The organism is Streptomyces sp. NPDC085931, from assembly GCF_044540565.1.
Lineage (GTDB): Bacteria > Actinomycetota > Actinomycetes > Streptomycetales > Streptomycetaceae > Streptomyces.
The window spans coordinates 16766-40728 of sequence record NZ_JBITSK010000014.1; the positions used below are offsets into that span (position 1 = coordinate 16766).

Sequence of the window (23963 nt, forward strand, 5' to 3'; positions counted from 1 at the left end):
GGGACGCCCGGCATCAGCTCCGGGTTCCCGGCCGGCCCCGGATTTCCGCAAGTCGGGACGGGAGAGGAACGGGGGGCGGACGGGGTGGACGGGCCGCCCCCGGGCGGATCGTGCCCCGAAGGCCGAAGCCCTCCGGCGACCTGAACGCCGCCCGGGGGCGGGACCCCACCACGTGGTCCCGCGCAGCCGGGCCGGCCCGCCACGGTCCGGGACCCCGGCGCCCTGGCCGTGGCGGGCCGGCCCGGGGAGGCTGCCGGGCCCGCCGCCCGCCCGGACGCAACGTCAGCGGCCGGTGCGGGCCGACGCGTTCGGCCAGTGCTCGGTGATGACCCGTACCGTCTCCGCGATGGCCGGCCGCCGGGCCGCCCCCGTCCGCCACAGGGCGTACAGGCGCCGCACCGGCAGCGGGTCGAGGGGGACCTCGACCACGCCCGCGGGCAGCGGCCCGCGCCCCAGCCGTGGGATGAGGGCGACACCGAGTCCGGCCGCGACGAGGGCGACCAGGGTGGGGTTCTCGTCGGCCTGGTGGACGAGGTCCGGCTCGTGCCCGGCCGCGCGCAGCGTCCGCATCAGCCAGTCGTGGCAGACCCGGCCCGGCGGCTGGCAGATCCACCGCTCGCCGCCCAGCTCCTCCCGCCGTACGGCGTCCCGCCCCGCGAAGGGGTGCCCCTCGGGCACCAGCAGATCGCACAGGTCGTCGCCGATGAGCGCCTGCTCCACGCCGGGCGGCGCGGGCAGCGGCGCGATGTCCCAGTCGTGCGCGACGGCGAGGTCGACGGCACCCTTGGCCACCAGGTCGACGGACAGATGCGGGTCGAGTTCGGTGAGCCGTGCGTCCAGGGCGGGGTGTTTGCGGCCCAGCTCGGCGAGGACGCCCGGCATCAGCCCGCGCGCCGCCGACGCGAACGCGGCGACGGTCAGCCGCCCGGCCGGCCGTCCCCGCCGCTCCTCCAGCGCGGTCTCCGCCCGCTCCACGATGGTCATCAACTCCTGCGCCGTGGCGACGAGTTGATGGGCCTCGTCGGTGAGCCGGACCCCGCGGCCCGCGCGCTCCAGCAGCACGGTCCGGGTCTCCCGCTCCAGCTTGGCGATCTGCTGGGACACGGCGGAGGGCGTGTACCCGAGCGCGACGGCGGCCGCGCCGACGGTGCCGTGCACGGAGACGGCGTGCAGGGCGCGCAGCCGCTGGAGATCGAGCACGGGCCCTCCTTTCATCAGCGATGCTTCATCCAACCATGCAGCAATCATCGCTGGTGCTTCACGGTCCAGGGGCGCGATGCTCACGCCATGCGTCCCGCACACCTCACCCTCGCCGTCCTGGTCGCCGCCGTCTGGGGCGTCAACTTCACGGTCGTCGAGATCGGCCTCGACCACTTCCCGCCGCTGCTCTTCTCCGCCCTGCGCTTCCTGGCGGCGGCGCTCCCGGCGGTGTTCTTCGTGGGCCGCCCCAAGGTGGCCTGGAAGTGGATCGTGGCCGTGGGCCTCGTGCTGGGGGTGGCGAAGTTCGGCCTGCTGTTCGTCGGGATGGACGCCGGCATGCCGGCGGGCCTGTCCTCCCTGGTCCTGCAGATCCAGGCGGTCTTCACGGCGGTCGTCGCCGCCGCGGCCCTCGGCGAACGCCCGTCCCGCGTCCGCCTGCTGGGCATGCTGGTCGCCCTGGCCGGCATCGCCGTGGCGGCCGTCGACGAGGGCGCCTCCGGCCCGCTCGGCGCCTTCGCGCTGGTCGTCGCCGCCGCGGCCTGCTGGGGCGCGTCGAACGTCCTCACCCGCAAGGCGGCCCCCGCCGACTCCCTGAACTTCATGGTCTGGGTGAGCACGGTCCCGGTCCTGCCCCTGCTGGCCCTCTCCCTCCTCCTCGAAGGCCCCTCCCGCGACCTGGCGGCCCTGCGCGCCCTGGACTGGCAGGGCGCGGGCACGGTCGTCTACGTCGCCTGGATCACCACCGTGTTCGGCTTCGGCGTCTGGGGCTTCCTGCTGCGCCACCACCCCGCCTCCACGGTGGCGCCCTTCTCCCTCCTCGTCCCGGTCTTCGGCATGTCGTCGGCGGCACTGTTCCTCGGCGAACCGGTGAGCCCCCTGCGCTGGTGCGCGGCGGCCCTGCTGGTGGGCGGCGTGGCGCTGACGTCCCTGCCACCCCGCCGCGTCCCGCCCGCCCCGCCCGCCGCGGCCCGCTTCCCGGCGCCGGCCGCTACGACGCGTCGACCAGCAGGCCGGGCGGGCTGAGGGGTGGGTGCGCGCCGCGCTGTACCTGGGACGCGGGTCAGCGGGTGTGCTCGGTGAACCTCGCCGCCGTCTCAGCCAGGACTTCGCGTCCGTCCCGTGCCCACAACCCGGCGTTGAACAGCTCGACTTCGATCGGCCCGGAGTACCCCGCGTCCTCCACGTACCCCTGCCACACGCGCATGTCGATCGCGCCGTCGCCGATCTGGCCGCGGCCGGTGAGGACGCCCTCCGGGAGGGGGGTCGTCCAGTCGGCGAGCTGGAAGGTGTGGATGCGGCCGTCCCGGCCCGCGCGGGCGATCTGCGCGGGCGCGGTGTCGTCCCACCAGATGTGGTAGGTGTCGACCGTGACCCCCACCTGGTGCGCGGGGAAGCGTTCCGCGAGGTCCAGGGCCTGGGCCAGCGTGGACACCACGCAGCGGTCCGCGGCGTACATCGGGTGCAGCGGCTCGATCGCCAGGCGGACCCCGTGCCGCTCCGCGTACGGGCCCAGCTCCGCCAGGGCGTCCGCGATGCGCTCTCGCGCCCCGTGCAGGTCCTTGGAACCGGCCGGGAGTCCGCCCGAGACCAGGACCAGGGTGTCCGTGCCGAGCGCCGCCGCCTCGTCGACCGCCCGGCGGTTGTCGGCCAGGGCCTCGGCCCGCTCCCGCGGATCGGTCGCGGTGAGGAAGCCGCCCCGGCACAACGTTGTCACCGTCAGGCCCGCCTCCCGGACCAGCTTCGCCGTGGCCTCCAGCCCGTGCGCCCGCACCGGCTCCCGCCACAGCCCGACGTGGCGGACGCCCAGATCCCCGCAGGCCGCCACCAGGTCCGGCAGCGACAGCTGCTTCACCGTCATCTGGTTGATGGAGAAACGGTCCAGCCCGGCCGCGCTCACTGCTCCACCCCGTACACCCGCAGCAACGTCTTCATCCGCTCCTCCGCCAGCTTCGGGTCCGGGAACAGTCCCAAACCGTCGGCCAGTTCGTACGCCGTGGCGAGGTGCGGCAGCGACCGGGCCGACTGCAGACCGCCGACCATCGTGAAGTGCGACTGGTGGCCGGCCAGCCAGGCCAGGAACACCACGCCCGTCTTGTAGAAGCGCGTCGGGGCCCGGAAGAGGTGGCGGGAGAGCCCGACCGTGGGGTCGAGCAGCGCCCGGAAGCCCTCCGTGTTCCCCGTGTCCAGGACCCGGACCGCCTCGGCGGCGAGCGGGCCCAGCGGGTCGAAGATGCCGAGCAGGGCGTGGCTGTAGCCCCGGTCGTCACCCGCGATCAGCTCCGGGTAGTTGAAGTCGTCCCCGGTGTAGCAGCGCACGCCCTCGGGGAGGCGGCGGCGGATGCCGATCTCCCGCTCCGCGTCCAGCAGGGAGACCTTGATGCCGTCGACCTTGTCGGGGTGCGCGGCGATGACGTCCAGGAAGGTCCGGGTGGCGGCGTCCAGGTCCGTGGCCCCCCAGTAGCCCTCGAGCGCCGGGTCGAACATCGGGCCGAGCCAGTGCAGGATGACCGGCTCGGACGCCTGTCGCAGCAGGTGCCCGTAGACCTCCAGGTAGTCGTCCGGGCCCTTGGCGACCGCGGCCAGCGCCCGCGAGGCCATGAGGATCGCCTGCGCGCCCGACTCCTCCACGAGGGCGAGCTGCTCCTCGTAGGCGGCCCGGATCTCCGCCAGGCCGTACGGGTGGCCGAACTCGGTGGCCGCCAGCTGGTCGGTGCCCACACCGCAGGCGATCCGGCCGCCGACGGCCTTCGCCTCGGCCGCCGAGCGGCGGATCAGCTCCGCGGCGCCCGCCCAGTCCAGGCCCATCCCGCGCTGGGCGGTGTCCATGGCCTCGGCCACGCCGAGACCGTGCGACCACAGGTGGCGGCGGAAGGCGAGGGTGGCGTCCCAGTCGACGGCGGCGGGCGAGTCGGGGGAGACGTCCGCGTACGGGTCGGCCACGACGTGTGCAGCCGAGAAGACCGTGCGGGAGGTGAAGGGCGTGCCGGGGGTCAGGGCGAGGGGCTCGGTGCGCGGCTCGTATGCCCGCAGCGCCCCGCCCGGTCCGGGGAGTCGGATGGTCACAGCGAGATCTCCGGCACGTCGAGACGGCGGCCCTCGGCCGAGGACTTCAGGCCCAGCTCGGCCAGCTGGACACCGCGGGCACCGGCCAGCAGGTCCCAGTGGTAGGGGGCGTCGGCGTAGACGTGCTTGAGGAACAGCTCCCACTGCGCCTTGAAGCCGTTGTCGAACTCGGCGTTGTCCGGGACCTCCTGCCACTGGTCGCGGAAGACCTCGGTGGCGGGAATGTCCGGGTTCCACACCGGCTTGGGCGTGGCCGAGCGGTGCTGGACACGGCAGTTGCGCAGGCCCGCCACGGCCGAGCCCTCGGTGCCGTCGACCTGGAACTCGACCAGCTCGTCGCGGTGGACGCGCACGGTCCAGGAGGAGTTGATCTGGGCGATCGCGCCGCCCTCCAGCTCGAAGATGCCGTAGGCGGCGTCGTCGGCGGTGGCGTCGTAGGGCTTGCCGTTCTCGTCCCAGCGCTGCGGGATGTGCGTGGTGGCGATGGCCTGGACCGACTTCACCCGGCCGAACAGCTCGTGCAGCACGTACTCCCAGTGCGGGAACATGTCGACGACGATGCCGCCGCCGTCCTCCGCGCGGTAGTTCCACGACGGGCGCTGCGCGGTCTGCCAGTCGCCCTCGAAGACCCAGTAGCCGAACTCGCCGCGCACGGACAGGATCCGGCCGAAGAAACCGCCGTCGATCAGGCGCTTCAGCTTCAGCAGGCCGGGCAGGAAGAGCTTGTCCTGGACGACGCCGTGCTTGACGCCGGCCTCGTTCGCCAGCCGGGCCAGGTCGAGGGCGCCCTGCAGTCCGGTGGCCGTGGGCTTCTCGGTGTAGATGTGCTTGCCCGCCGCCACGGCCTTCCTGATCGCCTCCTCGCGGGCCGAGGTGACCTGGGCGTCGAAGTAGATGTCCACCGTCTGATCCGCGAGGACCGCGTCCAGGTCGGTCGAGACGTGCTCCAGGCCGTGCCGCTCGGCCAGGGCACGCAGCGCGTGCTCGCGGCGGCCGACCAGGACCGGCTCGGGCCACAGCACGGTGCCGTCGCCGAGGTCGAGACCGCCCTGCTCGCGCAGGGCGAGGATGGAGCGGACCAGGTGCTGGCGGTAGCCCATGCGCCCGGTCACGCCGTTCATGGCGATACGCACCGTCTTGCGTGTCACGTCGTTCCCTTCGTACGCGGTCGTCGCGCCGCGTACGCCCCACCCGTCACCGGGGAGCCGGTGAACCGTCCGTGGACTGGTGAACGTGACAGCAAGCGCTTTCTATACAGGAAGAAGCTAGCCTCTGACGGCGGTCCGGACAAGACCGTGACCAGGACGAGTTGTTCGAGGGGGCGAACAACCGGGGGCCGGGGGCTTAAGGTCTGCTCGGAACCATGGCCACAGGTCTGCATGTGTACGAGGGCGGACGACGAGATGCGTGACCGGAGGACGACGAGATGACGGTGACCCTGGCGGACGTGGCGGCCCGCGCGCAGGTCTCGCCCGCGACGGTGTCGCGCGTGCTGAACGGGAACTACCCCGTGGCGGCCTCCACCCGCGAACGGGTACTGAAGGCCGTCGACGAGCTGGACTACGTGCTCAACGGACCCGCCAGCGCCCTGGCCGCCGCCACCTCCGACCTGGTCGGCATTCTGGTGAACGACATCGCCGACCCCTTCTTCGGGATCATGGCCGGTGCGATCCAGGCGGAGATCGGCGGGCCCGGCGGGCGCGCGGGCGGGGAGCGGCTCGCGGTGGTCTGCAACACCGGCGGCTCCCCGGAACGGGAACTGACCTACCTCACGCTGCTGCAGCGGCAGCGGGCCGCGGCCGTGGTGCTGACCGGCGGGGCCATCGAGGACGCGGCGCACCGGGCGGCCATGGACGCCAAGGTGCGCAAGCTGACGGACGCCGGGACGCGGGTCGTCCTGTGCGGACGCCCGCCGGCCCCGGACACCGGGGCGATCGCGCTGACCTTCGACAACCGCGGCGGCGGACAGGAACTCACCGAGCACCTCATCGGCCTGGGGCACCGGCGGCTCGGCTACATCGCGGGCCCCGAGGAGCGGACCACCACCCGGCACCGCCTGGAGGGCCACCGGGCCGCGCTGGCCGCGCACGGCATCGAGGAGGACCCCCGCTGGACCGTGCACGGCCGCTACGACCGCCGCTCCGGTTACGAGGCGACGCTGGAACTGCTGCGCCGGGACCCGTCGCTGACCGCGGTCGTCGCGGCGAACGACTCCGTGGCGCTCGGCGCGTGCGCGGCGCTGCGCGACTCCGGGCTGCGGATCCCGGAGGACGTGTCGGTGGCGGGCTTCGACGACCTGCCGTTCAGCATCGACGCGGTGCCCGCCCTGACGACGGTGCGGTTGCCGCTGGCGGAGGCGGGGGCCCGGGCCGGGCGGATCGCGATGGGCCGCGAGGAGGCGCCGCCCGGCGGGATCGCGTCGGTGCGGGGGGAGTTGATGGTGCGCGGGTCCTCCGGGGCGCCGCGTCCCTCCTGAGACGCCGGAGGTCGGACACGACGGGTCGGCGGGGGCGGGGGCGGGGGAGAGGCGGCGGTGGGACGGCGGGGGAGAGAAGACCGGGACAAGGGAGCCGCATGAGCCGGGTGAACGAGCCACAGCCCGCCTCCGGTGACTGCGAGGAGGCCCGTGCCGTCCGGCGGTTCTGGGAGCGGCTCGGCATTCCCGGACTCGTCGACGTGCACACGCACTTCATGCCCGAGCGGGTCCTGCGCAAGGTCTGGGACTACTTCGACACCAACGGGCCGCTGATCGGCGGACTGGAGTGGCCCATCACGTACCGCAGGACGGAGTCCGAGCGGGCGGCCCTGCTGCGGGAGTTCGGCGTCCGGGCCTTCACCTCGATGCTCTACCCGCACAAACCCGGCATGGCGGCGTGGCTGAACGGCTGGGCCGCCGACTTCGCCCGCCGCACCCCCGACTGCCTGCACACCGCCACCCTCTTCCCCGAGCCGGGCGTCGAAGCGTACGTCCGCGAGGCCGTCGAAGCCGGAGCGCGCGTGTTCAAGGCGCATGTGCAGGTGGGTGACTACGACCCCGCCGACGACCTGCTCCGGCCGGCGTGGGGCGTGCTGGCCGAGGCCCGGATCCCCGTGGTGATGCACTGCGGCTCCGGTCCCGCACCCGGCAAGCACACCGGCCCCGGGCCCGTCGCGACGGTGCTGGCACGTCACCCCCGGCTCCGGCTGATCGTCGCGCACCTGGGCATGCCCGAGTACGAGGAGTTCCTCGGCCTCGCCGAGCGCCACGACGAGCTGCGGCTGGACACGACCATGGCGTTCACCGACTTCACCGAGGTCTTCATGCCGTTCCCGCGCCGCGCCCTGCCCCGGCTCGCCGCCCTCGGCGACCGCGTCCTGCTCGGCTCCGACTTCCCCAACATCCCCTATCCCTACGCGCAGCAGCTGCACGCCCTGGAACGGCTGGGCCTCGGTGAGGACTGGCTGCGCGCGGTGTGCCACGACAACGCGGCGACCCTGTTCGGCCTGCGCGGCGCGTAGGGCCCACCCTGCCCCCGCCCGCCGGCCGCACACCGGGAGGCGTGCCGACGGATGCGGCGGGAACGCGGGCGAGCAGGACATCCGGCACGGTGCGGGATGTCCGCAGTGATCTGGTATGGGTACAAGACCCACTCCTGCTCCCCGATGAGGAACGGTCCGACCATATGAAGCTGGCGTTCTCCACCCTCGGTGTCCCCGGCCTGCCCCTGGCCGACGTCCTGCGCCTCGCGACCGCCCACGGCTACCACGGGGTCGAGCTGCGCACCCACCCCGAGGAACCGGTCCACCCCGGCCTCGACGCGGCCCGGCGGGCCGAGGTGGCGGCCGGGTTCAAGGAGTCGGGCGTGGAACTCCTCGGCCTCGCGGGCTACGCACGGGTCGCCGCGCCCGGCGACGACGAGCCCGTGCTGGCCGAGATCCGCGCCCTGCTCGACCTGGCCCGCGACCTGGGCGCCCCGTACGTCCGGGTGTTCCCCGGGGGCGACCCCGACGCCCAGACCCCCGAGGAGGCCGACGCGACGGCCGCCCGCCGTCTGGGCACGGCCGCCGAGTACGCCACCGACCTCGGCGTCCGCATCCTCCTGGAGACCCACGACTCCCACCGCACCGCGGCCGACGCCATGCGCGTCCTCGGCCTCGTCGGCCACCGCCAGGTCGGCGCGCTCTGGGACGTCATGCACACCTGGCTCGGCGGCGAACAGCCCTCCGAGTCCTATGCGGCCCTCCACCCCCACCTCGGTTACGTCCAGGTCAAGGACATCGCCTCCGCCGACGACACCACGCCCCTGCCGCTGGGCGAGGGCGTCCTGCCGCTGGCCGAATGCGTCGAGATCCTCTCCCGCCACGGCTGGGACGGCTGGCTGTGCTGGGAGTACGAGAAGCGCTGGTACGAGGGGGCGGCCCCGCTGCCGGACCTGCTCGGCCCCGGCCGCGAGCACCTGAGCAGGCTGCTCAACGAATCGGCCTGACCGGCCCCGAGACGATCCCGCCCGCCCACCACTCCCCACACCGGCGCGACCCCGGCCAAACCCAACGCCACCTCGGCCGCCGCCACCCCGGCGCACCGCCCTCGGGCTCGCCGGCACTGCGCCGGGCGGCCCATCGGTTGGCCCTGCGGGTTCGCCTGGCGCGGCGCGGGTGGCACGCTCGGCGCACCGCCCCCGGGCTCGCCGGCACTGCGCCGGGCGGCCACCCCGGTTGACCCTGCGGGTTCGCCTGGCGCCGTGCCGGGGGACCGCCCGGCTCACCGTCTCCGGGCTCACCCGCACCGCGCCGGGCGGCCGCCCGCCCCGCGCCGCTCGCCACCCGGTTGACCCTCCGGGCTCGCCTGGCATCGCGCCGGTCGGCCAGCCGCCCCCCGGCCCTGCCGGGCGGCCACCCGGCTCACCGTCCCCGGGTTCGCCCGCACTGCACCGGGCGGCCACTCGGCCCACCGTCCTCGGGCTCACCCGCACCGCGCCGGGCGGCCGCCCGGTTGACCCTCCGGGTTCGCCTGGCGCCGCGCCGGGGACCGCCCGGCTCACCGTCCGGGCCCCGCTCGCACTGCGCCGGGCGGCCACCTGGCTAACCCTCCGGGTTCGCCCGCGCCGGTCGGCCAGCCGGCTCCCCACCCGGCGCCGCGCCGAGGGACCGCCCGGTTCACCCCTCCGGGCCCGGCCGCCCCGCCGCGCGGTCACCGGGCCGACCCTCCGGGCTCGCCTCGCGCCGCGTCGCTCGTCACCCGGCTCACCGCCCCCGGGCCCGCCCGCCCCGCGCCGCGCGGCCACCGGGCTGACCCTCCGGGTTCACCTGGCGCCGCGCCGGGGGCACGCCCGGCTCCCCCCCCCGGGGCCCGCCCGCCCTGCGCCGGACGGCCACCCGGCTCACCCCCAGGGCCCGCCCGCCCCGCCCCGCGTGACCGCCCCGCTCACCCCCCGGCACACCCCGATCCACCCCGATCCACACCGGGCACTCACGACCGGCCGTCGCCCCCCGGGCCCCTGGCCCACTGCCGGCCCCCCGGCCCCCCCCACGTCGGCCCGCCGTTGAGAACCGTGCGGTTCCGCACGGTCGTGGGGGGCCGGCCTGCGGCAGCCGACCGGTCGGCGTCCCTTGCGGTCGGCCGGACCCCTGGCCAGGGAGGGGGGTCCGGGGCGCGCGGGGGCGGGGCGCGCGTGAGCCGGCGGGATCCGCCGTGCATCGTGCAACTGCACGGTGCACCTGGGTCGTCCGCAGTCACGCTCAATGGTCAGTGCCATCCTGTACGATTCCCGGCCGCGTAAGGGATCTACCGGTTACGCATCAGTAGACCGGGACGATCAGGGCATCTACGCGCACGAACCGGTGTGCACCGCATCACTGCCAAGTGTGTGATGTGCGCCACTTTCACATGCGCACGACATTTCTGAGCTGGCCGAATGCTCAGTTCCGGCCCGGAATACGAAAGTCCGCTTCCGTCTCAACATGCCATCGGGTCTCGCATCCGCCTGGTGCGCAGGGCAAGATGGGCGCAGCGCCGTGTCAACAACTGTCAACACGGGGCGGATCTTGGTGAACGCGCGCTCGGCGCGCGGGCAACTGAAGAGAGCCCCATCTCCGGTCGCTGGCAAGCTGCAGAGATGAGGCCCTCCGGCATCACCAGAACGGGCAGGACCCCGGCCTCAAGGTCGGGGTTCTTCCTTTAATGGCCCAGGGCCTCCCTGACGATCTTGTAGATCGTGTAGATCGGACCCAGCCAGCGGACCTTGTTGTAGACACGGTCCGCCTTGGTGTTCTGGTGCCCCTCAGGCTGCTGAGCCATCGGGCCGCCCCCTTTCCGGTCCACGTTCGTGAACCCCGCGGGGACGCCCACGACGTGTCGAGGACCCTCCGGGGAGCGGTGGTAACCCCACACAGTACCGGGCACCACAGGCAACCACGGTCCACGCACGTCACCCTTGTGGGCTACCAAGGCGGGACCGCCCTGGCACCGCGTGACGCGCCGGGTGGATCGTCTTGCCACACTTGTGGCGATCAGCGCAACAACCAGCGCATTCGGCGGAGTTCGCGAGGGAACGGGGTGTCAGCTCAGGGCCCGGGCGTCGCGCAAATCACACTCCCCGGGGTGACGGAGGGTGCGACGAAATCCGTAGCCGGTGTCACGGATCGCCTCCGTTCACGCGGTTCCGGTCGCTCAACCGGCCCCGACGGCGCATGCGATGGGCAACTCCGTTCACCCGCCGGTCCGAAAGGGAGCCCGGCTCGCACGGCCCGACCCACTGCCGCCCGCCCGCGGTGCCTGCCCGCGGTGCCTGCCCGCGGTGCCCCGCCCGTGGACGCCGTGATCTTCCCGGGAATCCGGCAGAAAATTTCTCGTCCCGGCGTGCAACCCTTCCCGCCCTTGGCGGGTCGTACGTGGTGTCAGGACTTCTGGAGGGGGATCCGGGGGGATCGCGGGGGACCTGACGGGAGGGGAGAGCCGAGGGGCCCGGTCGACGGATCGGGCCCCTCGAAACCGTTCCGGGGGCAGCCCGGCCAGGCCTCAGAAGAAGACGCCGCAGCGCAGCAGCACGTTCGCGTACGGCCGTGCCTCTCCGGTGCGCACGATCAGCCGGGCCCCCGCCGACAGCTCCTTGAGCCGCTCGTGCGGGACGAGTTCCAGCGCGGGGAAGTGGCCCTCCAGCAGCCCCGCCGCCTCCGGGTTGGCCCGCCGCACCTCCTCGGCCGCCGTCGCCCCCTCGATCACCAGCTCCGCCAGCAGCCCGTCCAGCACCTCGGCGAACGCCGGCACCCCGGCGCGGAACGCCAGGTCGACCACGCGCGGCCCGTCCGGGATGGGCATGCCCGCGTCGCACACCAGCACCCCGTCCCCGTGCCCGAGCCCGGCCAGCGCACCGGCGAGATGGCGGTTCAGTATTCCGGCCCTCTTCACAGCCCAGCGACCTCCGCCGCCGTCGGGAAGGACACCTGCGCGCCCTCCTTCGTCACCGTCACCGCACCCACCCGCGCCGCGTACGCCGCCGCCTCGGCCAGGGACTCACCCGCCCCCAGCCGCCAGGCCAGCGCGGCCGTGAAGGCGTCCCCGGCTCCCGTCGTGTCCACGGCGTCCACCTTCACGGACGCCACCCGCGCGACCCCGTCCGCCGACGCCACCAGCGCGCCCTGCGCGCCCAGCGTCACCACCACCGACCGCGGGCCCTTCGCGAGCAGGATCCGCGCCCAGTCCTCGGGGGAGTCCCCGACGGCCGAGCCGCCCAGGATCACCTTCGCCTCGTGCTCGTTCACGATCAGCGGGTCGCAGGCCGCCAGCACCTCCGCGGGCAGCGGCCGCGGCGGCGACGGGTTGAGCACGAACCGGCTGCCCGGCGCCAGGTTCCGCACGACCTCCACCACCGTCTCCAGCGGGATCTCCAGCTGCGCCGACACCACCTTGGAGCCCTGGAACAGGCACCCGGCGGCGGCGACGTCCTGCGGGGTCAGCCGGCCGTTCGCGCCCGGCGACACCACGATGCTGTTGTCCCCGGACGGATCGACCGTGATCAGCGCGACCCCGGTCGGCGCGCCGCCCACCAGGACCCCGACCGTGTCGACGCCGGCCTCCCGCTGCGAGTCCAGCAGCAGCCGGCCGTGGTCGTCGTCGCCGACCCGGGCCAGCAGGGCCGTGCGGGCCCCGAGCCGGGCGGCGGCGACCGCCTGGTTCGCGCCCTTGCCGCCCGGGTGGACGGCCAGGTCGGAGCCGAGCACGGTCTCGCCGGCACCGGGCCGGCGCTCCACTCCGATCACCAGGTCGGCGTTGGCCGACCCCACGACCAGGAGGTCGTAGTCGTACATGCGTCGTCTCCCCACGTGAGTGACATGGACGGGCGGTCCCACCAGCCGTGCGACCGCCCGCCGTTCCCCGATGTCAGCCGCTGAAGCCGGCCACGTTCTCCTTCGTGACCACCTTCACCGGCACCTTCACCGTCTGCTCGACCTTCTCGCCCTTGAGCGCCTTCAGCGCGTTGTCCACGGCGATCCTCCCGAGCTGGGACGGCTGCTGCGCCACCGAGGCGTACAGCGTGCCGCCCTCGACCGCCTTCAGCCCGTCAGGCGTGCCGTCGAAGCCGACGACCGAGACCGACTTTCCGGCCTTGGAGCCCAGCGCCTTGATCGCGCCGAGGGCCATCTCGTCGTTCGCGGCGATGACGCCCTGGACGTCCGGGTGGGCCTGGAGCAGGTTCGACATCACGTCCAGTCCCTTGGTGCGGTCGAAGTCGGCGGGCTGCTGGGCGACGACCTCGATGCCCGGGTAGGCCTTCAGGCCCTGGGCGAAGCCCGCGGCGCGCTCCCGGGCCGCGGACGTGCCCGCCTGGCCCTGGAGGATCACGATCTTGCCCTTGCCGCCCAGCTTGTCGGCGATGGTCCTGGCGGCGAGTTCACCGCCGGCCACGTTGTCGGAGGCGACCAGGGTGTCGGTCCTGGCGTCGTTCACCGTGCGGTCCACGGCGATGACCGGGATGTCCGCCTTGTCGGCGGCCTTCACGGAGTTGCTCGCCGCGTCCGAGTCCACCGGGTTGACGATGATCGCGCCCAGGTTCGAACTGGTGAAGTTCTGCAGCTGGTTGGCCTGCTGGGAGGCGTCGTTCTGGGCGTCCGTGACGGTCAGGTCCACGCCCAGCTTCTTCGCCTCGGCCTCGGCGCCCGCCCGGATCTGCACGAAGAAGGGGTTGTTGAGGGTGGACAGCGACAGGCCCATCTTCGGGGTGGCCGTGGAGGAGGAGCCGTTGTGCAGGAAGGACGTGGCGCCGACGATCGCGACCGTGACCACGGCGGCCAGCGCGTAGGTCGTCGCCTGCTTGCCCCTGCCGCCGCCCGCGCCACCGGCGACCGGCGTGACCCCGGCCTTGCGGCGGGCCGTGTCGAGCAGCACCGCCAGTGCGATGACGACGCCGATGACGACCTGCTGCCAGAACGCGGAGACGTTCAGCAGGTTGAGCCCGTTGCGCAGCACCGCCAGGATCAGCGCGCCGATGAGCGTCCCGGACGCCTTGCCGGTGCCGCCCGCGAGGGAGGCGCCGCCGATGACGACCGCGGCGATGGCGTCCAGTTCGTAGCCGTCGGCGGCCTGCGGCTGCGCGGAGGAGAGCCGGGCGGCCAGCACGACACCCGCGACGGCGGCGAAGACACCGGAGAAGGCGTAGATGGCGAGCTTCTGCTTCTTCACGCGCAGCCCGGAAAGGCGCGCGGCCTCCTCGTTGCCGCCGATCGCGTACATGGAGCGGCCGATGTACGTCCGGCCGAGCACGAACGCGGCGATCAGGCCCATCACGACCATGACCAGCACCGGCACCGGCAGCCAGCCGCCGAGGGTGTCGCCGAGGTGGGAGACCGAGTCGGGGAAGGCGATCGGGGAGCCCTCGGAGATGACCAGGGACAGGCCGCGGGCCACGGACAGCATGGCCAGCGTGGCGATGAACGGCGGCAGCTTGCCGTAGGAGATCAGCACGCCGTTGACCAGGCCGCAGACGATGCCCGTCGCTATGGCCAGCAGGACGGCGAGGAAGACCGGGACGCCCGCCGAGGTGGCGCTCCAGGCGAGCACCGTGGCCGACAGCGCGGCGACCGAACCCACCGACAGGTCGATGCCCGCCGAGACGATCACGAACGTCACGCCGAAGGCGAGGATGGCGGTCACGGCCGCCTGCACGCCGACGTTGAGGAGGTTGTCCGCCGTCAGGAAGTCGCCGGACAGCGCCGACATGGCGATGACGAGGACGATGAGCGCGGTCAGGGCGCCGTTGTCGAGCAGGAGGCGGCGCAGGCCTCCGGAGGCGCCACCCGCGCCCGTCGTGCTCTTGAGCGTGTCAGTGGCCACGGGAGGCCTCCGTTCCGGTCGTGCTGGTGGGAGTGCTGACGGCGAGGGCCATCACGGCGTCCTGGGTCGCCTCGTCGGCGGAGAGTTCACCGGCGATCCGCCCCTGGGCCATCACCAGCACCCGGTCGCTCATGCCGAGCACCTCGGGAAGATCGCTGGAGATCATCAGGACGGCCGCGCCGGCGGCGGTGAGTTCGTTGATCAGCTGGTAGATCTCGACCTTGGCGCCGACGTCGATGCCCCGCGTCGGCTCGTCGAGGATCAGCACCTTGGTGTCGGCGAGCAGCCACTTGCCGATGACGACCTTCTGCTGGTTGCCGCCGGACAGGGTGCGCACGTGCTGGCCGAGGCCCGCCATGCGCACCCCGAGCTGCTCGGCGATCCGCGCGGCCGCCGCGCGCTGCGCCTTGAGGTCGACGAGTCCCGCGCGGGTGGCCGACCGCAGGGTCACCAGCCCGAGGTTCTCCTCCACCGAGGCGTCCAGCACCAGGCCCTGGCCCTTGCGGTCCTCCGGGATGAGCCCGATGCCCGCGTCCATCGCCGCGTTGACGTCGTACTTGGCGACCGGGCTGCCGGAGACCTTCACGCTGCCCCGGTCGTACGGGTCGGCCCCGAAGACCGCCCGGACGGCCTCGGTCCGCCCGGCGCCGACCAGCCCCGCGATGCCGACGACCTCACCGGCGTGCACCTCGAAGCCGACGTCGTGGAAGACCCCGTCCCGGGTGAGCCCTTCGACGGTGAGCAACGGGGCGCCCTTCGCGGGCCGTTCGCGCGGGTACTGCTGCTCGATCGAGCGCCCGACCATCAGCCGGACCAGCTCGTCCTCGGGTGTGGAGGCGGGCACCTGCCCGACGCTCCTCCCGTCCCGGATGACCGTCACCCGGTCGCCGAGCGCGGCGATCTCCTCCAGGTGGTGGGTGATGAAGACGATCCCGACGCCGTCCTCGCGCAGCGTGCGCACGATCGCGAAGAGCCTGTCGACCTCCTCGGAGGTGAGCACGGCCGTCGGCTCGTCCATGATCAGCACCCGGGCGTCCAGACTCAGCGCCTTGGCGATCTCCACCATCTGCAGCCGCGCGATGCCGAGTTCGCGCACCCGCGCCCGGGGGGACACCTGCACGCCGACCCGCTGGAGCAGGACCTCGGCGTCGGCCTCCATCCGCTTGCGGTCGATCATCCCGAAGCGGCGCGGCTGCCTTCCGAGGAAGATGTTCTCGGCGACCGTCAGGTCGGGGACCAGGTTGAACTCCTGGTAGATGGTGGCGATCCCGAGCCGCTCGGAGTCCTGCGCGTTCTGGATGCGGGTCTGCGCGCCGCCGACCAGGATCCGGCCGGCGTCGGGCGTGTAGGCGCCGGAGAGCATCTTGATCAGCGTGCTCTTGCCCGCGCCGTTCTCACCGAGCAGCACATGCACCTCGCCCCGGCGCAGGTCGAAGTCGACGCCGTCCAGCGCGACCACGCCCGGGAAGGTCTTCCGCAGGCCCTCGATGCGCAGCAACTCGTCCGCGTTGCTCACGACTGGCTCCTGTTCGTTACGGGGTTCTCGCCGCAGGAGCGGCGTACGACGAGTCGGGCGGGGAGGGTCACGGACGCGCCGGGCCGTCCCTCGATGCGGTCGACCAGGGCCCGTACGGCGGCCCGGCCCAGCTCGCCCGTGGGCTGGGCGATCGCGGTGACCGGCGGATCGGTGTGCACGAACCACCGGATGTCGTCGAACGCGGCCAGCGCGAGGTCGTCCGGCACGCGCAGGCCACGCGCCCGCACGGCGTCCAGGGCGCCGAGCGCCATCAGGTTGTCCGCCGCGAACACCACCTCGGGCGGCTCGGCCAGGTCCAGGAAGCCCTCGGTGACCCGGCGCCCGCTCTCCGCCTGGAAGTCGCCCTGTCCTATGTAGGTGTCGGGCAGCGGGAGCCCGTAGGCGCCGAGCGCCTCCCGGAAGGCCTCCACGCGCTCCCGGCCGGTCGTGGTCGCAGCCGGGCCCGCGATGATCGCGAGCCGCCGGTGCCCGAGCCGGTGCAGGTGCGCGACCAGGTCCCGCACCGCCGCCCGCCCGTCGGACCGGACGACCGGCACATCCACGCCCGGGATCCACCGGTCGACGAAGACCATGGGCGTCCCGGCCCGGGCGGCGTCCAGCATCAGCGGCGAGCCGCCGTCCGTGGGGGAGACCAGCAGCCCGTCGATCCGGCGGTCCAGCAGGGTGCGCACGTGGTGGTCCTGGAGGTCGGGCCGTTCGTCGGCGTTGCCGATGATCACGCTGTAGCCGAGCGCGCGGGCCTCCTCCTCGACGGAGCGGGCCAGTTCCGTGAAGTACGGGTTGAGGACGTCGCTGATGACCAGGCCGAGGGTGTGGGTCTGGTCGGTGCGCAGGGAGCGGGCGACGGCGTTCGGGCGGTAGCCCAGGGTCTCGACGGCGGCCAGCACGCGGGTGCGCGCGTCGGCGCTGACCGACGGGTGGTCGTTCAGGACGCGCGAGACCGTGGCGACGGAGACGCCCGCCTCGGCGGCGACGTCCTTGATGCTCGCCATCGCCGCTCCACCTCCTTGTGGAAACGGGGCCCGTCACGGACCCGTGGAATCGATTACATCTGTGTCGATGGAGGGATGGAATCGATTACACGGCGGTAAATCAAGACCCTGTCCGCACCTCTTGACCGGATCGTGATGTCGCGGGCGGTCCCCCGGAGGTCCAGGCTGGAGAGGAGGGGAGGTCGTTTCCCCAGGTCCGGCCCGGCCGGGCCGGAGCGGAGGAGTCATGAAGGCGGCGACCCGGAACGACGTGCCCGTCGCACTCGAAGGCGACGGCGTGGAACTGCGGATCATGCCGATCGGCGGCGGGCTGTCGGTCGGCTACCTCACCCTGCCCCGGGGCACCGACATGGGCCCGGCCCTGAAGGGCCTGCCGGACGACGCGTGCCCGTGCCCGCACTGGGGCTACCTGCTCAAGGGCCGGATCCGGATGCGCACGGCGACCGGCGAGCAGGAGTACGAGGTGGGGCAGGCGTACTACTGGGCGCCCGGGCACGTCCCGGTGGCGCTGGAGGACAGTGAGCTGGTGGAGTTCTCGCCCAGTGAGGACTTCCAGCGGGTGATCGACCACGTGGTGGCGCAGGCCGGCTGAGCGGGGGATCCGGCCGGGCCCGGGGGAGCGGGGCGCCCGCACCGATGAGTTTCGCCGACCCGGGCGGTCTGCCTCCCGTCGACCACAGGAGGAACGTCGTGTCCCAGCTGCTGCGCGTGCAGAACTTCAACGTGTCCGGTGACGGCTTCGGTGCCGGCGAGGGCCAGAGCCTGGAGCGGCCCTTCGGGCACGCCGACCCGGGGACGATGTTCGCCTGGGCCGGTGCCACGGCGAGCTGGCCCAACCGCACCGAATCCGGCGGCAGTCGCGGCCTCGACGACTACCTGACGCGCGACTTCCGCAACAACATCGGCGCCGAGATCATGGGCCGCAACAAGTTCAGTCCCCATCGCGGGCCCTGGCGGGACCACGCGTGGCATGGCTGGTGGGGCGACGAACCGCCGTTCCACACGCCGGTGTTCGTCATGACCCACCACGAGCGCCCCTCGTTCACGCTGTCCGACACCACGTTCCACTTCGTCGGCGGCGACCCGGCCGAGGTCCTCGAGCAGGCGCGCGAGGCGGCCGGCGGCAAGGACGTCCGGCTCGGCGGCGGGGCGGCCACCATCCGGCAGTTCCTCGACGCCGGCCTGGTGGACACGCTGCACGTGGCGGTCTCGCCCCACGTGGTCATCGGATCCGGCTCACGGCTGTGGGAGTCCCCCGAGGAGCTGTACGACCGCTTCCACTGCGATGTGGTGCCGAGCCCCAGCGGGGTGATCCACCACCTGTTCTGGCGGAAGTGACGGCAGGTCAGGCGTCCTGGCCCGGCCGCCCGGGCGGTGGGAAGGCGTCGCCCGGGCGCCGGTCCGGGGTCCGTCGAGGGATCTGTCAGGCCGGACGGGGGAGGGGCGCCCGCAGGTCCGCGGCCCGCCGCCCGACGGCCTCCCCGACCGCGTCCAGTGCCGCGGCGCGTTCCCGCTCGGTCATGCGGGCGGGGCCGTAGGTGATGACGGGGTCGAGGACCCGGTATCCGACGAACTCCAGCATGCCGCGGTGGATGTGGAACAGGAAGTCCTCCATCGGCCCGAAGGCGCCACCGGGCCGGAACGACTCGGCGGAGCCGCCGGTCGTGAACAGCAGCATCGCCCGCTTCCCGGCGAGCGCGGCGTCGGCGAACAGGCCGTGCCGGCCGCCGAAGACCCCGCCCATCACGAACACCCGGTCGACCCATCCCTTGAGGACGGCCGGCAGCGAGAACCACCACAGCGGGAAGGACAGCACGAGCAGATCGGCGGCGAGCAGCCGGTCGAGGTGGTCCCGGACGGTCGCGTCGAGCGTCCCTTCCTCGACCGCGCGCACCTGCTCGGCCTGCGGCTTGAACGGGCCCTCCACCGGGGCGAACTGGGCACGGGCGAGGACGGGGGTCCAGGCGTCGGCGTAGAGGTCGAGGACGTCGACGCGGTACCCGGCCTCGCGCAGGGCCTCGGCGGCGGTGTGCATCTGGGCGGTACTGAACGACAGCGGCTCGGGATGCGCGTGGACGATCAGGGCGGTGGGTGCGGTGGTGAAGGTCGGCATGGGGAAATCGTATCGACGTATCTCGATTCGTCAATATGAAGGGGTGGGAGGGGTGACAGAGGAGGGGTGGCACCCCCGTGCCGTGAGATCCGTCAGAGCGCGGTGCCGATCGTCCGCGCGAGCTGGGCGAGCCGCTCCTCGTCGCGCCGGTAGTGGGTCCACTTGCCGACCCGGGTCGGGCGGACGAGCCCGGCCCGTTCGAGCGTGCTCATGTAACTGGAGACGGTCGACTGCGCCAGGCCCGCCTTGGCCTGGATGTGGGTGACGCACACGCCGACCGACCGGCGGTCCGCGATCGGCTCGTACTCCCGGAAGTGCTCCTCGGGGTCCTTCAGCCACTGCATGATCTGCAGCCGCGCGGGATTGCCGAGCGCCTTGAACGCCTCGATCAGCTGCGCCGCGTCCCAGTCCGCCGTCGCGGTCATGCGCCACCCCTCTCGCCGGACAGTGCGACAGACCACGATATCTCGATACGGGCCCGACTCCCCTGTCGTACCCGGGCGGTACCGTCGGATCATGACCGATCAGGCGGGGGCCGCCCAGGCGGGCGAGCGACGACTGGCCACGCTCGAAGGCGTCCTGGAGCGCATCACGTACGCCAACGAGGAGAACGGCTACACGGTCGCCCGGGTCGACACCGGCAGAGGCGCCGGCGATCTGCTCACGGTCGTCGGCGCGCTGCTCGGCGCCCAGGTCGGCGAGTCCCTGCGCATGGAGGGCCGCTGGGGCTCCCACCCGCAGTACGGCAAGCAGTTCCACGTGGAGAACTACACGACGGTCCTGCCGGCCACCGTCCAGGGCATCCGCCGCTACCTCGGCTCGGGTCTGGTCAAGGGCATCGGCCCGGTCTTCGCCGACCGCATCACCCAGCACTTCGGCGTGGACACCCTGAAGATCATCGAGGAGGAGCCCGAGCGGCTCGTCGAGGTGCCGGGGCTCGGTCCCAAGCGGACGAAGAAGATCGCCGACGCCTGGGAGGAGCAGAGGGCCATCAAGGAGGTCATGCTCTTCCTCCAGACGGTCGAGGTCTCCACGTCCATCGCCGTGCGCATCTACAAGAAGTACGGCGACGCCTCCATCTCCGTCGTGAAGAACCAGCCCTACCGGCTGGCCGCCGACGTCTGGGGCATCGGCTTCCTCACCGCGGACAAGATCGCCCAGTCCGTCGGCATCCCGCACGACAGCCCCGAGCGCGTCAAGGCCGGTCTGCAGTACGCCCTGTCGCAGGCCACCGACCAGGGCAACTGCTACCTGCCCGAGGAGCGGCTGATCGCGGACGCCGTGAAGCTGCTCCAGGTGGACACGGGGCTGGTCATCGAGTGCCTGGCGGAACTGGCCGAGGTCCCCGAGGACGGCGGCGACCCCGGGGTGGTCCGCGAGAAGGTCCCCGGCCCCGACGGCGGCTCGGAGCCGGTCACGGCCGTCTACCTGGTCCCCTTCCACCGCGCCGAACTCTCCCTCGCCGCCCAGTTGCTGCGCCTGCTGCGCACCGGCGAGGACCGCATGCCGGGCTTCCGGACCGTGGCCTGGGACAAGGCGCTGGGCTGGCTGAAGGGCCGTACGGGCACCGAGCTGGCCCCCGAGCAGGAGGCCGCCGTCAAGCTGGCGCTGAGCGAGAAGGTCGCCGTCCTCACCGGCGGTCCCGGCTGCGGCAAGTCCTTCACGGTCCGCTCGATCGTCGAGCTGGCCCGCGCCAAGAACGCCAAGGTCGTGCTCGCCGCCCCGACCGGCCGGGCCGCCAAGCGCCTGTCCGAGCTCACCGGCGCCGAGGCCTCCACGGTCCACCGCCTGCTGGAGCTCAAGCCCGGCGGCGACGCGGCCTACGACCGGGACCGCCCGCTCGACGCCGACCTGGTGGTGGTCGACGAGGCCTCGATGCTCGACCTGCTCCTCGCCAACAAGCTGGTGAAGGCCGTGCCGCCCGGGGCGCACCTGCTGTTCGTCGGGGACGTGGACCAGCTGCCCAGCGTCGGCGCGGGTGAGGTCCTGCGCGACCTGCTGGCCGACGGCGGCCCGATCCCGGCCGTGCGCCTCACCCGGGTCTTCCGCCAGGCCCAGCAGTCCGGAGTGGTGACCAACGCCCACCGCATCAACGCCGGGCAGCACCCCGTCACGGACGGCATGAAGGACTTCTTCCTCTTCGTCGAGGAGGACACGGAGGCCGCCGGACGGCTCACGGTGGACGTGGCCGCCCGGCGCATTCCGGCCAAGTTCGGGCTCGACCCGCGCCGCGACGTCCAGGTGCTCGCCCCCATGCACCGCGGCCCGGCCGGCGCGGGCACGCTGAACGGCCTGCTCCAGCAGGCCATCACCCCGGGCCGCCCGGACCTGCCCGAGAAGAGATTCGGCGGCCGCGTCTTCCGCGTCGGCGACAAGGTCACCCAGATTCGCAACAATTACGAGAAGGGCACCAACGGTGTCTTCAACGGCACCGTGGGCGTGGTCACCTCGCTCGACCCGGTCGACCAGCGCCTGACGGTGCTGACGGACGAGGACGAGGAGGTCGCGTACGAGTTCGACGAGCTCGACGAGCTGGCGCACGCCTACGCCGTGACGATCCACCGCTCCCAGGGCAGCGAGTACCCGGCGGTCGTCATCCCGGTCACCACGGGCGCCTGGATGATGCTCCAGCGCAACCTGCTCTACACGGCCGTCACGCGGGCCAAGCGGCTGGTCGTCCTCGTCGGTTCGCGCAAGGCGATCGGCCAGGCGGTGCGCACGGTTTCGGCGGGCCGGAGGTGCACGGCACTCGACTTCCGGCTCCGCGCGCAGAAAAATGATCGATCAAATGAGTCGTGAAGGTCACAAGCCACTTCCGGAAGGGGATCACAGGGGGCAGGATGGGCAAGTTGGCGGCACTCAGTGCCGTCAGTAGGCCCGATGGTCGACCCCGAGTGCACTCTCCTGAGCCGAGTGGGGGATGGTAGAGACAGTCAGGGCACCTCGAAGATGAGGCACAACGTCGGTGAGGGAAGACGTGAGCGACAACTCTGTAGTACTGCGGTACGGCGACGGCGAGTACACCTACCCGGTGATCGACAGCACCGTCGGTGACAAGGGCTTCGACATCGGAAAGCTCCGCGCCCAGACCGGTCTGGTGACGCTGGACAGCGGTTACGGCAACACCGCCGCGTACAAATCCGCCATTACCTACCTGGACGGCGAAGCGGGGATCCTGCGCTACCGCGGCTACCCGATCGAGCAGCTGGCCGAGCGCTCCACCTTCCTGGAGGTCGCCTACCTGCTGATCAACGGCGAGCTGCCGACGGTCGACCAGCTCTCGGCGTTCAAGAACGACATCACGCAGCACACCCTGCTGCACGAGGACGTCAAGAACTTCTACAAGGGCTTCCCGCGCGACGCCCACCCGATGGCCATGCTGTCCTCGGTCGTCTCGGCGCTGTCCACGTTCTACCAGGACAGCCACAACCCGTTCGACGAGCGCCAGCGCAACCTCTCCACCATCCGCCTGCTCGCCAAGCTCCCGACGATCGCGGCGTACGCGTACAAGAAGTCGATCGGCCACCCGTTCGTCTACCCGCGCAACGACCTCGGCTACGTCGAGAACTTCCTCCGCATGACCTTCTCGGTCCCCGCGCAGGAGTACGAGCTGGACCCGACCGTGGTCGCCGCGCTCGACAAGCTGCTGATCCTGCACGCGGACCACGAGCAGAACTGCTCGACCTCCACGGTCCGCCTGGTCGGCTCCTCGCAGGCGAACATGTTCGCCTCCATCTCCGCCGGCATCAACGCGCTGTGGGGCCCGCTGCACGGCGGCGCCAACCAGTCCGTGCTGGAGATGCTGGAGGGCATCCGCGACTCCGGCGGCGACGTGGACTCCTTCATCCGCAAGGTGAAGAACAAGGAGGACGGCGTCCGCCTGATGGGCTTCGGCCACCGGGTCTACAAGAACTTCGACCCGCGCGCCAAGATCATCAAGGCCGCCGCGCACGACGTGCTGTCCGCCCTCGGCAAGTCCGACGAGCTGCTGGACATCGCGCTGAAGCTGGAGGAGCACGCGCTCTCCGACGACTACTTCGTCTCGCGCAGCCTCTACCCGAACGTCGACTTCTACACCGGCCTGATCTACCGGGCCATGGGCTTCCCGACCGAGATGTTCACGGTCCTGTTCGCCCTCGGCCGGCTGCCGGGCTGGATCGCCCAGTGGCACGAGATGATCAAGGAGCCGGGCTCCCGCATCGGCCGTCCGCGCCAGATCTACACGGGCGTCGTCGAGCGCGACTTCGTTCCCGTCGAGGAGCGCTGAGCCGCAGCACCGCTTCGGGCCCCCGTATCCGCGTGCCGGATGCGGGGGCTTTCGCCTGCCCGGCGCGGCGGGCGAGGAAAAAAAGAAGGCGCCCCGGAGCGCCGGTCCCCCCACGGGCCGACGACCAGGGCGCCTTCCCAGTCCCGGTTCGGATTCCCCCCACGGGATCCGGCCGGGCGTCTGTGAGGACAGCGCCTGAACCGCTGTTGAGCAGAACGAGCGAAACTCGCCGTACTGCTGGTGGGTGCGATCTGCCGGGACAGCGCACGTCCGGAAGGGCCGCTCAAAGCTTCCCGGCGTACGTGCCCCGGCAACGCTCCCCCAAGCTCTCAGCTTCGTTCGAGCAGGGAGGCACCCCCAAACCGGAGACGTCCCCCAAGACATCTCCAGATGTCAGATCGCGCCCCCCAAGACGCTCTCCGACATCGTCAACTTAGACCCTCGAACCCCTTCGATGGTTACGTTCACATCACTGTGATCTG

19 protein-coding genes are annotated in these 23963 nt (G+C 72.5%); 8 read left to right on the forward strand and 11 right to left on the reverse strand.

What is annotated here, in order from left to right; genetic code table 11:
- Positions 1-282 precede the first annotated feature (282 nt).
- Positions 283-1200: a LysR family transcriptional regulator gene (locus ACIGAN_RS26870; protein ID WP_399861405.1), complete on the reverse strand. Its 918-nt coding sequence runs from the start codon at positions 1198-1200 to the stop codon at positions 283-285.
- An 87-nt stretch (positions 1201-1287) separates the two neighbouring features.
- On the opposite strand from ACIGAN_RS26870, the gene ACIGAN_RS26875 reads away from it, so the two are divergent.
- Complete coding sequence (locus tag ACIGAN_RS26875; protein WP_399861408.1) at positions 1288-2223, forward strand: EamA family transporter; 936 nt, start codon at positions 1288-1290, stop codon at positions 2221-2223.
- A 37-nt stretch (positions 2224-2260) separates the two neighbouring features.
- Here ACIGAN_RS26875 and ACIGAN_RS26880 read toward each other — a convergent pair whose 3' ends face one another.
- From ACIGAN_RS26880 to ACIGAN_RS26890, 3 genes are read right to left on the reverse strand one after another with little or no spacing between them, the layout of a single operon-like run.
- Positions 2261-3058, reverse strand: coding sequence for a sugar phosphate isomerase/epimerase family protein (locus ACIGAN_RS26880; RefSeq protein WP_365086526.1), 798 nt, complete (start codon positions 3056-3058; stop codon positions 2261-2263).
- A 35-nt stretch (positions 3059-3093) separates the two neighbouring features.
- The gene (locus ACIGAN_RS26885; RefSeq protein ID WP_399861411.1) at positions 3094-4263 is read right to left on the reverse strand and encodes a dihydrodipicolinate synthase family protein; all 1170 of its coding nucleotides are present in this window, start codon (positions 4261-4263) and stop codon (positions 3094-3096) included.
- Positions 4260-5411, reverse strand: coding sequence for a Gfo/Idh/MocA family protein (locus ACIGAN_RS26890; RefSeq protein WP_399861413.1), 1152 nt, complete (start codon positions 5409-5411; stop codon positions 4260-4262). The genes ACIGAN_RS26885 and ACIGAN_RS26890 overlap by 4 nt, the downstream gene beginning before the upstream one ends.
- Positions 5412-5689: 278 nt before the next feature.
- Between ACIGAN_RS26890 and ACIGAN_RS26895 the strand changes: the two genes are divergently transcribed.
- From ACIGAN_RS26895 to ACIGAN_RS26905, 3 genes are all read left to right on the forward strand, one after another.
- On the forward strand, positions 5690-6739 hold the full coding sequence (locus ACIGAN_RS26895; protein ID WP_365740475.1) for a LacI family DNA-binding transcriptional regulator: 1050 nt from the start codon (positions 5690-5692) through the stop codon (positions 6737-6739).
- Positions 6740-6837: 98 nt separating this feature from the next.
- Positions 6838-7761 carry an amidohydrolase family protein gene (locus ACIGAN_RS26900; RefSeq protein WP_399861417.1) on the forward strand — a complete coding sequence of 308 codons (924 nt, stop codon included), beginning with the start codon at positions 6838-6840 and terminating at the stop codon, positions 7759-7761.
- 164 nt (positions 7762-7925) lie between these two features.
- Entirely contained in the window at positions 7926-8729 is an 804-nt protein-coding gene (locus ACIGAN_RS26905) for a sugar phosphate isomerase/epimerase family protein (protein ID WP_399861419.1), read from the forward strand.
- A gap of 2531 nt (positions 8730-11260) precedes the next feature.
- On the opposite strand, the gene rbsD is transcribed toward ACIGAN_RS26905, so the two are convergent.
- From rbsD to ACIGAN_RS26930, 5 genes are all read right to left on the reverse strand, one after another.
- A complete protein-coding gene (gene rbsD / locus ACIGAN_RS26910; protein WP_365085962.1) occupies positions 11261-11650 on the reverse strand; it encodes a D-ribose pyranase in 390 nt (129 codons plus the stop codon).
- Positions 11647-12549, reverse strand: a complete 903-nt coding sequence (locus ACIGAN_RS26915) for a ribokinase (protein ID WP_365085959.1) — start codon at positions 12547-12549, stop codon at positions 11647-11649. Before ACIGAN_RS26915 ends, rbsD begins: the two co-directional genes overlap by 4 nt.
- 73 nt (positions 12550-12622) lie before the next feature.
- Positions 12623-14572, reverse strand: a complete 1950-nt coding sequence (locus ACIGAN_RS26920; protein ID WP_399861423.1) for an ABC transporter permease/substrate-binding protein — start codon at positions 14570-14572, stop codon at positions 12623-12625.
- Positions 14562-16088: a sugar ABC transporter ATP-binding protein gene (locus ACIGAN_RS26925; protein WP_399861426.1), complete on the reverse strand. Its 1527-nt coding sequence runs from the start codon at positions 16086-16088 to the stop codon at positions 14562-14564. Before ACIGAN_RS26925 ends, ACIGAN_RS26920 begins: the two co-directional genes overlap by 11 nt.
- On the reverse strand, positions 16085-17101 hold the full coding sequence (locus ACIGAN_RS26930) for a LacI family DNA-binding transcriptional regulator (RefSeq protein ID WP_365085950.1): 1017 nt from the start codon (positions 17099-17101) through the stop codon (positions 16085-16087). The genes ACIGAN_RS26925 and ACIGAN_RS26930 overlap by 4 nt, the downstream gene beginning before the upstream one ends.
- 226 nt (positions 17102-17327) lie before the next feature.
- Between ACIGAN_RS26930 and ACIGAN_RS26935 the strand changes: the two genes are divergently transcribed.
- Both ACIGAN_RS26935 and ACIGAN_RS26940 read left to right on the forward strand, forming a co-directional pair.
- Complete coding sequence (locus tag ACIGAN_RS26935) at positions 17328-17693, forward strand: hypothetical protein (RefSeq protein WP_399861429.1); 366 nt, start codon at positions 17328-17330, stop codon at positions 17691-17693.
- 98 nt (positions 17694-17791) lie between these two features.
- Complete coding sequence (locus ACIGAN_RS26940) at positions 17792-18439, forward strand: dihydrofolate reductase family protein (RefSeq protein WP_399861432.1); 648 nt, start codon at positions 17792-17794, stop codon at positions 18437-18439.
- Between the two features lie 85 nt (positions 18440-18524).
- On the opposite strand, the gene ACIGAN_RS26945 is transcribed toward ACIGAN_RS26940, so the two are convergent.
- Positions 18525-19214 carry an NAD(P)H-dependent oxidoreductase gene (locus ACIGAN_RS26945; protein WP_399861435.1) on the reverse strand — a complete coding sequence of 230 codons (690 nt, stop codon included), beginning with the start codon at positions 19212-19214 and terminating at the stop codon, positions 18525-18527.
- Positions 19215-19306: 92 nt separating this feature from the next.
- Positions 19307-19639: an ArsR/SmtB family transcription factor gene (locus tag ACIGAN_RS26950; protein WP_365085941.1), complete on the reverse strand. Its 333-nt coding sequence runs from the start codon at positions 19637-19639 to the stop codon at positions 19307-19309.
- A 91-nt stretch (positions 19640-19730) separates the two neighbouring features.
- Between ACIGAN_RS26950 and ACIGAN_RS26955 the strand changes: the two genes are divergently transcribed.
- Together ACIGAN_RS26955 and ACIGAN_RS26960 are read left to right on the forward strand one after the other, a co-directional pair.
- Positions 19731-22013, forward strand: coding sequence for an SF1B family DNA helicase RecD2 (locus tag ACIGAN_RS26955; protein ID WP_399861438.1), 2283 nt, complete (start codon positions 19731-19733; stop codon positions 22011-22013).
- A gap of 178 nt (positions 22014-22191) precedes the next feature.
- Complete coding sequence (locus ACIGAN_RS26960; RefSeq protein ID WP_094052391.1) at positions 22192-23481, forward strand: citrate synthase; 1290 nt, start codon at positions 22192-22194, stop codon at positions 23479-23481.
- Positions 23482-23963 lie beyond the last annotated feature (482 nt).

Coding starts and splice junctions, on each gene's coding strand:
- ACIGAN_RS26880 (WP_365086526.1), bottom strand. CDS start 3,058: ATGACGGTGAAGCAGCTGTCGCTGCCGGACCTGGTGGCGGCCTGCGGG.
- ACIGAN_RS26950 (WP_365085941.1), bottom strand. CDS start 19,639: ATGACCGCGACGGCGGACTGGGACGCGGCGCAGCTGATCGAGGCGTTC.
- ACIGAN_RS26915 (WP_365085959.1), bottom strand. CDS start 12,549: ATGTACGACTACGACCTCCTGGTCGTGGGGTCGGCCAACGCCGACCTG.
- ACIGAN_RS26945 (WP_399861435.1), bottom strand. CDS start 19,214: ATGCCGACCTTCACCACCGCACCCACCGCCCTGATCGTCCACGCGCAT.
- ACIGAN_RS26895 (WP_365740475.1), top strand. CDS start 5,690: ATGACGGTGACCCTGGCGGACGTGGCGGCCCGCGCGCAGGTCTCGCCC.
- ACIGAN_RS26935 (WP_399861429.1), top strand. CDS start 17,328: ATGAAGGCGGCGACCCGGAACGACGTGCCCGTCGCACTCGAAGGCGAC.
- ACIGAN_RS26900 (WP_399861417.1), top strand. CDS start 6,838: ATGAGCCGGGTGAACGAGCCACAGCCCGCCTCCGGTGACTGCGAGGAG.
- ACIGAN_RS26955 (WP_399861438.1), top strand. CDS start 19,731: ATGACCGATCAGGCGGGGGCCGCCCAGGCGGGCGAGCGACGACTGGCC.
- ACIGAN_RS26875 (WP_399861408.1), top strand. CDS start 1,288: ATGCGTCCCGCACACCTCACCCTCGCCGTCCTGGTCGCCGCCGTCTGG.
- ACIGAN_RS26930 (WP_365085950.1), bottom strand. CDS start 17,101: ATGGCGAGCATCAAGGACGTCGCCGCCGAGGCGGGCGTCTCCGTCGCC.
- ACIGAN_RS26905 (WP_399861419.1), top strand. CDS start 7,926: ATGAAGCTGGCGTTCTCCACCCTCGGTGTCCCCGGCCTGCCCCTGGCC.